This window comes from Clostridium sp., assembly GCF_036639235.1.
Classification (GTDB): Bacteria; Bacillota; Clostridia; order Clostridiales; family Caloramatoraceae; genus Clostridium_AB.
This window is the reverse complement of sequence record NZ_JAVWJB010000013.1, coordinates 32238-47160: the sequence shown is the minus strand read 5'-3', so window position 1 is coordinate 47160 and position 14923 is coordinate 32238. Positions and strand designations below refer to the sequence as shown.

The window sequence follows — 14923 nt, the reverse complement described above, 5'->3', positions numbered from 1 at the left end:
ATATCTCCACCATTCATAATCCATTTTTTAGCGAAGGTGTGCCTCCATCTATGGACACCAGTTTTAGAAATACCTCGTTTTCTATTGTAATCACATAAACTATGACTTAAAAGAGAGGGTTTTAGTTGCTCCCCATAAGCATTGCAGAATAGGTATTCGCCATCACCTCTTATTTTTAGATATTCAAACAGTATATATTTTAATGTAGGTGAAAGAGGAACTATTTGTTGCTTTCTATTTTTAGTATGTGTATAGGTAATTAGGTTATCATCAAAGTTAATATCTTTTACTTTAATATTAATTAAGGTAGATAATCTACATCCAGTAGAAAGTAAAAAATTAGATATAGTCCAATCTCTATACTCTAAAAAGGTACAATGTTTATTAGGTTTAGCAAGTAGTACATTTATTTCTTCATCGGTATAGGTTTCTATTATTGACTTATCTTCCTTAATAAGTTGAATATCGAATTTGTTAGTATATCCTATTTTCATAAAGTAATAGAAGATTGTTCTAGTACCACGAAGCATAGAATTAATACTTACATCTTTAATATTAAGTTCGTTCCTACAAAAGAATATTAAATCTTGTACTGTAGAGGGAGTTATATCACATGTAGGAAATTTGGAATCTAGTACCTTGTATAAATACCCACTTATTATTGTTTCATAATAGGAAATGGTTGCAGGACGAAGATTACGCATTTTGCAGTAAGTTATAAACTCATCTAATGCCTTATCTAGTGGAATTGATTCTACTGTAGTTGTAATTTTTACTCTTTTAGCCATTGGTTTAAACCTCCTTGAAATTAAAAAAACTCACAATCGACCTATTTAAAAAACTTAAATAATCGAGTGCGAGTAAATATATTTCTTTTAACTTCAAATTACTTTCAAACCTATATTAACACTAGACTCTATTACTAAAACATATAGTAATTTCTTTTGAGTCGAGTGCGTCTGCCATTCCGCCACATCGGCTTATCAATAAAATTATAGCATATTAATGAACCATAGTAAATAAAATGAAAAGGCTCCAAATGGAGCCTTTATTATTTTCTTATTTGACCGCTTCCATTAATAATATACTTAGTTGTAGTAAGTTCAGGAAGTCCCATAGGCCCTCTAGCATGAAGCTTTTGGGTACTGATTCCTATCTCAGCTCCAAATCCAAACATAAATCCATCTGTAAATCTACTTGATGCATTAACATATACAGCAGCAGAGTCAACTTGTGCTTGGAATTTACGGCTATTTTCGTAGCTATCAGTAACAATAACCTCAGAGTGTCCAGTGCTGTATTTGTATATATGCTCAATTGCTTCATCAATAGAGTCTACAACCTTAACAGAAATAATAAGGTCTAGGAATTCAGTTGCATAATCTTCTTCAGTTGCAGGGTTTGCATTAGGGTATAGTGAAAGCGTTTTTTCACATCCTCTAATCTCTACCCCCTTATCAGAAAGCATGCTGCAGATTTTTGGAATAAATTCATCAGCAACACCACTGTGAACTAAAAGAGACTCAGCAGCATTACATACTGAAGTTCTTTGGGTTTTAGAATTCATAATTATATCAGTAGCCATAGAAAGATCTCCAAAGCTATCTACATATATATGGCAGTTACCAGTTCCTGTTTCAATAACAGGCACTGAAGAGTTTTCAACAACAGTTTTTATAAGGCCAGCACCACCACGAGGAATAATTACATCTATATATTCATTTAGTCTAAGCATAGCGTTAACAGCTTCTCTATCAGATATATCAATAAACTCAATAGCCCCTTCTGGAACTTTAGCTTCGTAAGCATATTTTGAAATAACATCGATTATAGCCTTATTTGAGTTAATAGCCTCAGAACCCCCTCTAAGAATAACAGTATTACCTGATTTTAGACAAAGACCAGCTGCATCAACTGTAACATTAGGTCTAGCTTCATATATAATTCCGATAACCCCAAGTGGAACACGAACCTTACCTATTTGAAGTCCCTCAGCAGTTGTGTGCATTCCAAGTACTTCACCTACTGGGTCCTTTAAAGAAGAAACCTGTTCAAGACCTATTGCCATATCATTTATTCTATCTTTATTAAGCATAAGTCTATCTAGTAAGCCTTCATTAAGTCCCTTTGTACGTCCATTTTCAAGGTCCTTTTTATTAGCTTCAATTATAATTGAAGCATTTTCACGAAGACCCTTTGCCATATTTAATAGGGCAGCATTTTTTACTTTTGTATCTAGTGTTGATAATTCTCTAGCAGCAGCTTTACATTTAGAAGCCTTAGAGATTAAATAGTCTTTAATTTCCATAATATTTCTCCCATAAATTTATTTTAAGCAAACTAGATTATCACGGTGAACTATAACATCATAGTTTTTATGACCTAGTTTTGAATTTATTTCACAAGAATTAAGTCCTTTTATTAAATCGATTTCATATGAAGGATAGTTAACAAGTCCCCTTGCTATTTCTTCACCCTTGTTATCAAGTATATTAACTAAGTCTCCCTCGTTAAATGTTCCAGTAATCTCTATAACACCACTTGGAAGTAGGCTTTTGTTATCTATACAAATAGCAGGTGCAGCACCCTTATCTACCTTTATAGAACCCATAGGCTTCTTACCAAATGCAATCCATCTTTTTCTAGCTTGAAGAGGATGATCTGTTTGTTTAAACCAAGTACCAATTTCTTTACCTGAAACAATACCCTTAATAATTGATGGATCAGAACCATTTCCTATAACCATAACGCTTCCAGAAGAAACAGCTATTTTAGCTGCCTTAATTTTAGTAATCATTCCACCTGTACCAAGATTACTTCCAGCACCACCTGCACATTTTTCAACTTCTTCAGTTATTTCTTCAACAAAGTTTATTATCTTTGCATCAGGATTAGTACGAGGATTATCGTTATATAGTCCATCTATATCAGATAATAAAATAAGTAGGTCTGCTTCAACAAGACTTGCCACAAGAGCAGAAAGAGTATCGTTGTCACCAAACTTAATTTCATCAACTACAACAGCGTCGTTTTCATTAATTATAGGAATAACTCCCATTTCTAGTAGAGAAAAAAGTGCATTTCTAGAATTTAAAAATCTAACTCTATCAGTCATATCTTCCCTTGTTAAAAGTATTTGGCCAACAGTTTGTCCATATTCAGAAAATAGCTTCTCGTACATATGAAGTAGTAGTCCTTGCCCTACAGCAGCTGCTGCCTGTTTTTCTGGGATAGTAGTAGGACGCTTTTTCATTTGAAGTTTACCAATACCTGCACCAATAGCTCCAGAGCTTACAAGTATAACTTCATAGCCCATATTATGGAGATCGGCAAGCTGTCTTGTAATAATCTCTATTTGTGATAAATTAATTCTTCCATTTTCATATGTCAATGTAGAAGATCCAACCTTAACTACAATTCTTTTCACTTTTTTAATATATTCTTCTCGTGAGCTTAACATAAATTCCCTCCTTAATATACAAGGACATTTTATCATTTTAAAATACTATGTTCAATTAGAACTTAGTAACAATATGGTAGTAGGGAAAAATAGTATTAGATATATTCTATAAGAGAAAATGATGAATTCTGCCAGATAATAAAGAAAAGATAGTTAACATATTAGAATTAACATGTAAACTCTATGTAAATAGAGGGGTTTAACGACTTTATAATATTATAAAAATATAACAAAATAATCAAAAAAATCCTTGCATACAATAGTATATGTATTATATAATGTGTTTATACATTAGAGTATATTTGTATACAATTGTATTGAGGGGGATGGTAAAGTTATGAAAAAAATAGATATCAACGATAAAACTAATTTAATGAATTTATATAACAATAATATAGAGGTTGAAAATGTAGCTGAGGCTAATTTATATAGAGATATATTTCCTTATACGGAAATTCCCAAGATAATATTTGATAACAAGAATATACCTATGAATATGCCAAAAAATGTATGGATTACTGATACAACATTTAGAGATGGTCAGCAATCAATGTCTCCCTTTACAGTAGAACAAATATTAACCATATATGACTATCTACACAAAATGGATAATGGTTCTGGAATTATAAGACAAAGTGAATTTTTCTTATATACTGAAAAGGATAGAGAGGCTGTTATTAAGTGCATGGAGAGGGGTTATGACTTCCCTCAAGTTACGGCATGGATTAGGGCCCATAAGGAAGATTTTAAACTAGTTAAGAATATTGGACTGAAGGAGACAGGTATTTTAATGTCTTGTTCAGATTATCATATATTTAAGAAACTTAATCTAGATAGACAAAAGGCTATGGAAAAGTATCTTGAAATTGCTGAAGAAGCACTTAACCATGGAATTATACCAAGATGCCATCTAGAAGATATAACAAGGGCTGACTACTTTGGATTTGTAGTGCCTCTTGTAAAAGGGTTAATGGAATTATCAAAGAAGGCGAATATGCCTGTTAAAATAAGAGCTTGTGATACATTAGGACTTGGAGTTCCACATGACGGAGCTGCACTTCCTAGAAGTGTTAAGCAAATAATGCATGGATTTACGCACTACTGCAGTGTTCCATCAGAATGGATTGAGTGGCATGGACATAACGATTTTTATAACGTTGTTCCAAACTCAACTACTGCATGGCTTCATGGATGCTCTGGAATAAGCTCCACATTATTTGGTATTGGGGAGAGAACAGGAAATTGTCCTCTTGAGGCTATGATAGTTGAATATGGACAACTTAAGGGAAGTATTAAGGATATGGACCTTACTGTATTAACTGATATTGCAAGCTATTTTGAAAAAAGTTTAGGGTATGAAATTCCTCAAAAAACTCCTTTTGTTGGAAGTGATTTTAATGTAACTAAGGCTGGTATTCATGCTGACGGTATATTAAAGGATGAGGAGATTTATAATATTTTTGATACTGGAAAGATACTAAATAGACCAATACTTGTTGCTGTAAATGAATACTCAGGTCTTGCAGGTATTGCTGCTTGGATTAACACATATTTTAGATTAGACGATGATAGGAAAGTTAGTAAGAAGGATGACAGAATTAAAATCGTTAAGTCATGGGTAGATGAGCAGTATGAAGGTGGTAGAACATCAGTTATAGGAAATGACGAACTTGAAAAGATAGTAAAACTTACATTTGATGAGCTTGTTAATGAAACAACATCAGAAGTTATTGACTATAGCACATGTAAAAGTAAAAGAGGATCTTTTAGAGCAATGCAGGAAATAAGTGCAGATAACTCTAAAAGATAGGCATATATTAAGGAGGTAACCACATGGGATTAACATTAACGCATAAGATACTTAAAGACCATTTAGTTTCAGGAACAATGGTAGCAGGGGAAGAAATATCAATTAAAATTGATCAAACATTAACGCAGGACTCAACAGGTACAATGGCGTATCTACAGTTTGAGGCAATGGGTAAAGATAGAGTAGAAACAAAGAAATCAGTTGCATATATTGACCACAATACACTACAAACAGGTCCAGAAAATGCAGATGATCATTTATATATTCAAACAGTTGCTAAAAAGCACGGAATTTACTTCTCAAAGCCAGGTAATGGAATTTGTCACCAGGTACACCTTGAAAGATTTGGAATACCAGGACAAACTCTACTAGGATCAGATAGCCATACACCAACAGGTGGTGGAGTTGGTATGATTGCTATAGGAGCAGGTGGACTAGATGTTGCCGTTGCTATGGGTGGAGGAGCATATTACATTACAATGCCGAAGGTTGTTAAGGTAGAGCTAAAAGGAAAGCTTAATAACTGGGTAGCTTCAAAGGATATTATTCTTGAGCTTCTAGGAAGATTATCAGTTAAAGGTGGAGTTGGTAGAGTATTTGAGTACTGTGGAGAAGGTGTAAAAACTCTTACAGTACCAGAAAGATCAACTATTACAAATATGGGAGCAGAACTTGGAGCTACAACTTCAATTTTCCCAAGTGATGAAAAGACTCTAGAATTCTTAAAGGCACAGGGAAGAGAAGATGACTTTACTGCACTATCAGCTGATAGTGATGCTATATATGATGAGGAAGTAGTAATTGATTTAAGCACTTTAGAGCCAAAGGTAGCTTGTCCTCATAGCCCTGATAACATTAAGAATGTATCAGAAGTTAAGGGAACTAAGGTTAACCAAATTCTAATTGGTAGCTGTACAAACTCTTCATTCTTAGATCTTATGAAGGTTGCAAATATCCTAGAAGGTAAGAATGTTGCAGAACATGTATCACTAGCTATTGCACCAGGTTCTAAGCAGGTTTTAACTATGCTTTCACAAAATGGAGCTTTAACTAAGCTTGTTACAGCAGGAGCTAGAATTCTTGAAAGTGCTTGTGGACCATGTATAGGAATGGGACAATCACCTGCAACAGACGCAGTATCACTTAGAACATTTAATAGAAACTTTGAGGGAAGAAGTGGAACAGTTTCAGCTGGAATCTATCTTGTAAGTCCAGAACTTGCAGCAGCTTCAGCAATAACTGGTTACATTGAAGACCCAAGAGAAGTAGATGCAAGCCCAGTGGTTGAAATGCCTAAGGAATTTGTTATAAACGATAATTTAGTAGTTCCACCAGCAGAGGCTGGAAATGATGTTGAGGTTGTTCGTGGACCTAATATTAAGGAATTCCCAAAAGCTAAGCCACTAACTGAAAAAGTAGAAGGCACTGTTCTTACAGTTGTAGGAGATAATATTACAACTGACCACATTATGCCATCAAATGCTAAGCTTTTACCATTTAGATCAAACATACCATTCCTTTCAGAGCATTGCTTAGTACCATGCGATCCTGCATTCCCGGGCAAGGCTAAGGAGAATGGTGGTGGATTCATACTTGGAGGTTCAAATTATGGACAAGGTTCAAGTAGAGAGCACGCTGCACTAGTTCCACTATATCTTGGAATTAAGGGAGTACTTGCTAAGTCATTTGCTAGAATTCATATGGCAAACCTTATTAATAATGGAATTATGCCACTTGTATTCGAAAATGAAAGTGATTATGATAAGATTTCAGAAGGTGATAACCTTGTAATAAATAATGCTATAAGCCAAGTAGATACTGGTGTTATAGTAGTTGAAAATACAACTAAGGGTGAATCATATAAGATGATCCTAAACGTACCAGAAAGACAAAAGAACATGATTAAGTTTGGAGGATTACTTAACCTTACAAGAAATTCTGCAAACTAATAAATACATATGATAAAGGGGAGAAAAACATGGTATATGATATAACGCTTATCCCTGGGGATGGAATAGGACCAGAAGTTACAGAGGCAACTGTTGAAGTTTTAAAGCATTCAGGAGTAGATATTAACTGGATTCGTGTTAAGGCTGGGGAAGAAACAATAGCTACACATGGAACACCATTACCAGAAGAAGTTTTAGAAACTATTAGAAGAACTAAAATTGCATTAAAAGGACCTATAACAACACCAGTTGGAAAGGGATTTAGAAGTGTTAATGTAGGGCTTCGTCAATCACTTAACCTATATGCAAATGTTAGACCTGTTAAAACATATAAGGGAATTAAGTCAAGGTACGAGAATGTTAACTTAACAATAGTTAGAGAAAATACAGAAGACCTTTACGCAGGAATTGAGCATATGGTTGGAGAAGATGCAGCAGAGAGTATTAAGATTATTACTAGAAAAGCTAGTGAAAGAATAGTTGATTATGCATTTAACTACGCTATTAACGAAGGTAGAAAAAAGGTAACAGCAGTTCATAAGGCAAATATTATGAAGTGTTCAGATGGACTATTCTTAAGCTGCGCTAAGGATGTTGCTGAAAAATACCAGGATAGTAAGGTTGAATTTGAAGATATGATAGTAGATGCTATGAGTATGAGAATGGTACAAGTACCTGAAAACTATGATGTACTTGTAATGCCAAACTTATATGGCGATATATTATCAGATATTGGTGCAGGTCTAGTTGGGGGACTTGGAGTTACACCAGGAGCTAATATAGGAGATGGTATAGCAGTGTTTGAGCCAGTACATGGTTCAGCACCTGATATTGCAGGAAAGGGTATTTCTAATCCTACTGCAACTATATTATCCGCTGTAATGATGCTAAGACATATGGGTGAATTTGAGGCAGCAGACAAGGTTGAAAATGCTATTAAAATAGTTCTTGAAAAGGGCGAAAAAGTAACAGGAGACCTTGGTGGAAGTGCATCAACAAAGGAATTTACAGAGGCTGTAATAGCTGAAATGAAGTAATTAAAATAGCTACTGACAAAATTGTCAGTAGCTATTTGCTTATAATAATATTATTAATCAACAAATTAATAAAAATAAATGGTTTTAAATAATCATTATTACTGATAATATATAGGTAGATACTGGCTAAAATAGTTTGGGAGGATATGTTAATGAACAGCTTTGCTATTATAGCAACAATATTTGTAATACTTAATGCCACGTGTGTTTTATCTTTGGTATTCATTGAAAGAAGAGATATTGAAACAACATGGGCATGGCTCATAATACTTCTATTAATTCCAGGAGTTGGGTTTATAATTTATTTAGCACTTGGACAAAATTTAAGTAGAGAGAAAATATTTAGGGAAAAAATAACAATAGACTCTAATAAGGCAAAAAAATTCAACACAAATCTTATTGGACATAACGAAAATAAAAGCGTTAGAAAGTTTAAGGATCTTATTAGAATGAATTATAATGATGCAGGATGTAGACTTACTTGCAATAACACTGTAAGAACCTATACTAGAGGTGTTGATAAGTTTAATGATTTGATTGAAGACATTAATAATGCTAAGGAATTTATACATATTGAGTATTATATTTTTAGATTAGATGATGTGGGAATGAAAATAGTAGAGCTTCTAGGCAAAAAGGTTAAAGAAGGAGTTAAGGTAAGACTGCTTGTTGACGGAATGGGTTCAAGAGGTGTTCGTGGCAAAGGAGAGAAATATATAAAAAGTCTTGGAATAGAATTTTCGGTATTTTTCCCAGGATTTACAAGACTTATTAACCTTAGAATTAACTATAGAAACCACCGAAAAATAGTTGTTATAGATGGTAGTGTTGGCTATGTAGGTGGATTTAATGTAGGAGACGAGTATATAACTGGTGGGGAGCAGTTTGAATATTGGCGTGATACCCATATTAGAGTTGAAGGTGAAGCTGTTAAGGAACTTAACAAAAGATTCTCTCTAGACTGGGATTATGCAGCAGATGATGATATTGCAAACGATGGAAGGTATTATAAGGATATTAAGACTAATGAAGATGTATCTGTTCAAATAGTATCCTCAGGACCTGATAATACTGAGGAATTTATTAAGTATAACTACCTTAAGATAATTACTAAGGCAGAAAGAAACCTTTTTATTCAAAGTCCATATCTTGTTCTTGATAGACCAATGATGGAGGCTATTAAAATATCGGCACTTTCAGGTGTAGATGTTAGAATAATGGTTCCAGATAAGCCAGATCATTTATTTATGAAATGGGCTTTAAGTGCTAATATAGGAAGTTTAATAGATTCTGGTGTTAAGTTTTATAGATACCAAAAAGGGTTTATTCATTCAAAAACCATAGTTGCAGATTCATTAGTAGCATCAATTGGTACAGCTAATATGGATATTAGAAGTTTTAGACTTAATTTTGAGGTTAATGCCATTGTGTATGACCAAAGCTTTGCATTACATCAAGAAGCTATATTTATTGAGGACCAAAAGGACTCAGTAATTTATACTAAAACAGAATATGAGAATAGGAGTAGGTGGTTTAAAATCTGTGAATCAATTGTAAGATTACTATCACCTATTCTATAAAGGATTAAAGTAGGTGACAAATATGTTAATACATTCATGGAATGTTAATGGACTTCGTGCCATTATGGGAAAAGGATTTGTAGATTATATTAGTGAATATAATCCAGATATACTATGTATTCAAGAAACAAAGCTTCAAGAAGCTAACCTTACAGATGATATGACTAAGATAGAGGGATACTATTCTTATTTTTCACATGCATCTAAAAAGGGTTATAGTGGAGTTGCAACTTACACTAAAAAGAAGCCTATAAGTGTTAAGCATGGTATCGGAATTGAGGAATTTGATTCAGAAGGAAGAATATTAATTACAGAGTTTGAAGAGTTTACGCTGTTTAATATATATTTCCCTAATGGACAAAGAGATGATGAAAGACTTGATTATAAGCTTAGATTCTACGATGCACTACTTGATTATTGTAATAAGGAAGTAGAAAATGGCAAGAAATTAGTAATTTCAGGGGACTATAATACAGCTCATACTGAAATAGATATTAAGAATGCTAAGGCAAACGAGAAAACATCAGGATTCCTACCTATTGAAAGGGCATGGATGGATAAGTTTATAGCAAATGGATATACAGATGCATTTAGATATTTAAATGAGGATACTGTTAAATATTCTTGGTGGAGCTATAGATTTAAGGCAAGAGAGAGAAATACAGGGTGGAGAATTGATTATCACTTTGTATCTAATAATCTTCTTGAAAACCTAAAAGGGGCTGAAATTATAAATGAAGTTTATGGTTCAGATCATTGCCCTATTAGTATTGTAATAAAATAGAGAAAATAAATAGGCTATAGAAAATGAATTTAATTTCAGTTTCTATAGCCATTTTTAATTCTTACTTAGCTCTTTTTGGGTTAGGTTTTGGTCTACCTACTATTTCTTTGGTTTTAGCATTTGGGTTATTAGACCTTACAAGGTCCATAAACGTTAGGGCTAAAATAGTAATTAAAATAAAGAAAATAGTAGAAGTTATAAAGTTAGCATATAGTTGTGGGAAAAGTGCAGGTGTAAAGAATGTAGCTATTAGTAAAACTAAAACAACCCACTTGTTTAGTTTAAGTTTGCTAAAAATAAAAGGCTTCACCATATTGTAGACAATAAGTGCAACTACAGCTATAGCAAAAATAATTAATATTTGTTTTAAAAATGCCATATGTAATCCTCCCCTCAGTAATAAGTACTATTATAACAGACTTTTAACAATATGTGAAAAGTATATGCATGTAGTTTATGTTTTAATATTATTTAGTTATTGTTATAATATTAATTAAGAAAAAGTAATTGTTAATTATGTAAGGAGAGGTAGCTAAATGAGAACATTAGTTGTATTAGACGGAAATAGTATTATAAATAGAGCCTTTTATGCTCTTCCACCTATGAATAATTCCAAGGGTATCCCAACAGGAGCGGTATATGGTTTTACAAATATGCTATTTAAAATAGTAAATGACATAAACCCAGAATACATAGCAGCTACCTTTGATAGAAAATCCCCTACGTTTAGACATAAACAGTATAGTGAGTATAAGGCAGGAAGAAAGAAGATGCCTGATGAACTTAGAGTTCAAATGGAACCATGTAAGGACCTACTTAGATCCTTTAATATTCCAATATACGAAATTGATGGTTATGAAGCGGATGATATTATAGGAACTATCTCAAATAAGTTCGGAAGTGAAGAAACTAAGGTAATAATAATAACTGGAGATAAGGATTCACTTCAGCTAATAAGTGAATATACATCGGTTTACCTTACTAAAAAGGGTATTACTGAGATTGAAATGTGTAATAATGGATATTTAGAAGAGAAGTTCAATTTAGATACTACAGGATTTATTGAACTTAAGGGACTTATGGGAGATAAGTCTGATAACATTCCAGGGGTTCCTGGGGTTGGAGAGAAGACGGCTCTTAAGCTTTTAAATGAATATAAGGATATAAAAGGTATTTACGAGAATTTAGATAAGATTTCAGGAAAAAAGCTTAAAGAAAACCTTGAAAACAATAAAGAACAGGCATTTTTAAGTAAGGACCTTGCAACAATTAATTGTGATGTTCCTATGGAATTTAATTTAGAGGATATGTACTACAAGGAATTTAATCCAGATAATGTTGAGAATATGTTTGTAGAACTAGAGTTTAAGAGTCTAATAGGAAAGTTATCTAGTAAGATAGATAGTGTACAGGAAGAGGCTGTAGAACTTGATGATATTCGTACATATACAGATATTTCTGAGGTTATTTCAGTAATTAATGAAGATACAGTTCTTAACATAATTCCGAAGAAGGATAAAACAGGTTTACACGGGTTTATAGTTAATAGAGGATATTTTATAGACTCTGAGAATATAACTTTACTAAAGGATATATTTGAGGATCCAAACATAGAAAAAAGAGCCTATAACGGTAAAGATGTTTATAGTAGGTTATTTAAGAGTAATGTACAGATGAGGGGACTTGTATTTGATGCTGAAATAGCTGCATACATAATTAACCCATCAGAAAGCAAATATGATCTTAAGAGCATATTAACTAGGTATTCATCAATTAATGGGATATCTAGATATGATGAGGAAAGCAACGAAATATTAGTAGCATTCATTAGCAATATGGATTCTATTAAGGAAGAAATGCTTAAAGAAATAAAAGAGAAGGATATGTTCTATTTATACGAAAAAATAGAAATGCCATTAGTAGAAACCCTAGCTAGCATGGAAAGTATTGGATTTAAGGTAGATGAGTCTGTGCTAAGCACCTTAGGATTTACAATTAAAGAGGATCTTGCAAAACTTAAAAAGGACATTTATGAGCTTGCAGGGGAAGAATTTAATATAAATTCTCCAAAGCAGCTTGGTGTTGTTTTATTTGAGAAAATGGATCTTCCTGTTATAAAGAAAACAAAAACAGGGTACTCAACAGATGCTGAGGTTCTAGATCAGTTAATGGATAAGAGTGAAATTATTCCGAAGATTATACAGTTTAGACAGCTATCAAAGCTTGACTCAACTTATATAGAGGGACTTAAGCCATGTATTGGTGAGGATGGTAAGATACATTCAAGTTTCAATCAAACCATTACTACAACAGGAAGAATATCAAGTACTGAGCCTAATCTTCAAAATATACCTATTAAAATGGAAATAGGAAGACAAATAAGAAAGGCCTTTGTTCCTGAAAGTAGTGATTATATTATTATGGCAGCGGATTATTCCCAAATAGAACTTAGAATACTTGCACATATATCACAGGATGAAAATTTAGTATATGCATTTAATAATAATCAAGACATACATACTAGAACTGCATCAGAGGTGTTTGCAATACCTATGGATGAGGTTACTTCAACTCAAAGAAGTAATGCTAAGGCAGTTAATTTCGGTATAGTATATGGATTAAGTGACTTTGGATTATCAAAGGATTTAAAAATAACAAGAAAAGAAGCTAAAAAATATATAGATAATTACTTCGATAGATATACAGGTGTTAAGTCATACTTAGAAAATACTATTGCTGAAGCTAAGGAAAACGGCTATGTACATACTCTTATTAATAGGGTAAGATATATTCCTGAGATTTCTTCAAGTAACAAAATAGTTAAAAATCATGGTGAGAGACTTGCTATGAACACTCCTATTCAAGGAACCGCAGCGGATATAATTAAAATAGCTATGGTTAATGTTTATGAGAGAATTAAAAAGGAAGGTTTAAAGTCAAAACTTATTCTACAGGTACACGATGAGCTTATTTTAGAGGTTCATAAGGACGAGGTAGAGTATGTGAAGGATCTTCTTGAATATGAAATGAAACACACAATAAAGTTAAGTGTACCCCTTGAAATAAGTTTAAATACAGGTGAAAATTGGTATGAAGCAAAATAACTTTAAGGTTATAGGATTAACAGGAAGTATTGGCAGTGGAAAAAGTACTGTTAGTGGTATTTTAAAAAGTTTAAATATTAAGGTTATAGATGCAGATAAGGTATCAAGGGTTGCCGCAGAAGATGCTACTGTATTACTAAGACTAAAGGAAGAGTTTGGAGATAATATAGTAGATGAATATGGACACCTAAAGCGTAAGGAGCTTGGGAGCATTGTGTTTAGGTCTAAGGAGAAGCTTAATACTTTAAATAGCATTATTCACCCTGTAATGAGGGAGATTATTCTTAATGAGATTAAACTTTTAAAACTAACAGAAAAAATATGCGTTTTAGATGCTGCTATATTAATTGAATCTGGATTTGTGGATATGGTTAATGAGGTTGTGCTTGTATTAGCTAGTGAAGAAAAAATAATTACTAGAGTTCAAAAAAGAGACGGATATAACAAAGAATACATTAAAAAAATACTAGATACTCAAATGGACATTAATGAGAAGAAGAAGTATTGTAGTTATATAATTAATAATGATAAGGGAATTAATGAATTATATAATGAAGTAATAAAAATGTTAGTAGCACTAGATATGGAGGCTGTAGATGCTTAAGAAGTTTGCAAAGATACTATTAGTATTGCTTATTGTTATTATAGGACTAGTAGTATTTCACAAACCAATACTTAAACAAGTATATAATTTAGAACATAAAGAGACTATAGATAAATATTCATATGAGAATAATTTAGATAAATACTTAGTATATGCACTTATTAAGAAAGAAAGTAAGTACGATCCACTTGCTGTTTCTAAAAAAGGGGCAATGGGGCTTATGCAAATAATGCCTGATACAGGGGAATATCTTGCTAAGCTTACTAAGGAAGAGAATTTTGATATAATGAATCTTTATGATGTAGAAACAAACATTAAATTAGGTACATATTATTTATCAAAGCTTAAAGATGATTTTAACAATGATTTAGAAGCGGTATTAGCTGCATATAATGGGGGTGAGGGTAACGTTCGTAAATGGATGGCTGAAAATAACAACCATTTAGATGAGGATAAGATACCATTTAAGCAGACAAAGGATTATGTGAAATCAATAAAAAGAGATAGTAAAATATATAAATACCTATATAGTGAGTAGTAAAGGGCTGATGAACTTCATCAGCCTTTTTGAATTGTAATTATATAGAAATAAACT

At 32.7% G+C, this 14923-nt stretch carries 12 protein-coding genes; 8 read left to right on the top strand and 4 right to left on the bottom strand.

All coding sequences use genetic code 11. The features are described from left to right. From RR539_RS05465 to proB, 3 genes are all read right to left on the bottom strand, one after another. Positions 1-788 (bottom strand): tyrosine-type recombinase/integrase (locus RR539_RS05465; protein ID WP_332474885.1); only part of this gene is annotated, 788 nt, incomplete at its 3' end. 263 nt (positions 789-1051) lie between these two features. Then, positions 1052-2308 carry a glutamate-5-semialdehyde dehydrogenase gene (locus tag RR539_RS05460; RefSeq protein ID WP_332474884.1) on the bottom strand — a complete coding sequence of 419 codons (1257 nt, stop codon included), beginning with the start codon at positions 2306-2308 and terminating at the stop codon, positions 1052-1054. A gap of 18 nt (positions 2309-2326) precedes the next feature. After that, positions 2327-3460: a glutamate 5-kinase gene (gene proB, locus RR539_RS05455; protein WP_332483549.1), complete on the bottom strand. Its 1134-nt coding sequence runs from the start codon at positions 3458-3460 to the stop codon at positions 2327-2329. Positions 3461-3833: 373 nt separating this feature from the next. Between proB and RR539_RS05450 the strand changes: the two genes are divergently transcribed. The 5 genes from RR539_RS05450 (at position 3834) to RR539_RS05430 (ending at position 10620) form a co-directional block, all read left to right on the top strand. Next, positions 3834-5270: a 2-isopropylmalate synthase gene (locus tag RR539_RS05450; protein WP_442878393.1), complete on the top strand. Its 1437-nt coding sequence runs from the start codon at positions 3834-3836 to the stop codon at positions 5268-5270. A 23-nt stretch (positions 5271-5293) separates the two neighbouring features. Then, on the top strand, positions 5294-7219 hold the full coding sequence (locus RR539_RS05445; protein WP_332473487.1) for an aconitate hydratase: 1926 nt from the start codon (positions 5294-5296) through the stop codon (positions 7217-7219). A gap of 29 nt (positions 7220-7248) precedes the next feature. Next, complete coding sequence (locus tag RR539_RS05440; protein WP_332473486.1) at positions 7249-8256, top strand: isocitrate/isopropylmalate dehydrogenase family protein; 1008 nt, start codon at positions 7249-7251, stop codon at positions 8254-8256. 152 nt (positions 8257-8408) lie between these two features. Beyond that, on the top strand, positions 8409-9836 hold the full coding sequence (cls, locus tag RR539_RS05435; protein WP_332473485.1) for a cardiolipin synthase: 1428 nt from the start codon (positions 8409-8411) through the stop codon (positions 9834-9836). Between the two features lie 22 nt (positions 9837-9858). Beyond that, positions 9859-10620, top strand: a complete 762-nt coding sequence (locus RR539_RS05430; RefSeq protein ID WP_332473484.1) for an exodeoxyribonuclease III — start codon at positions 9859-9861, stop codon at positions 10618-10620. A 61-nt stretch (positions 10621-10681) separates the two neighbouring features. On the opposite strand, the gene RR539_RS05425 is transcribed toward RR539_RS05430, so the two are convergent. Further along, positions 10682-10999, bottom strand: coding sequence for a hypothetical protein (locus tag RR539_RS05425; protein ID WP_332473483.1), 318 nt, complete (start codon positions 10997-10999; stop codon positions 10682-10684). 157 nt (positions 11000-11156) lie between these two features. Between RR539_RS05425 and polA the strand changes: the two genes are divergently transcribed. From polA to RR539_RS05410, 3 genes are read left to right on the top strand one after another with little or no spacing between them, the layout of a single operon-like run. Then, a complete protein-coding gene (gene polA / locus RR539_RS05420) occupies positions 11157-13724 on the top strand; it encodes a DNA polymerase I (protein WP_332473482.1) in 2568 nt (855 codons plus the stop codon). Further along, positions 13711-14328 carry a dephospho-CoA kinase gene (coaE, locus tag RR539_RS05415; RefSeq protein ID WP_332473481.1) on the top strand — a complete coding sequence of 206 codons (618 nt, stop codon included), beginning with the start codon at positions 13711-13713 and terminating at the stop codon, positions 14326-14328. The genes polA and coaE overlap by 14 nt, the downstream gene beginning before the upstream one ends. Then, positions 14321-14866, top strand: a complete 546-nt coding sequence (locus RR539_RS05410) for a lytic transglycosylase domain-containing protein (RefSeq protein ID WP_332473480.1) — start codon at positions 14321-14323, stop codon at positions 14864-14866. The genes coaE and RR539_RS05410 overlap by 8 nt, the downstream gene beginning before the upstream one ends. Positions 14867-14923: the final 57 nt, after the last annotated feature.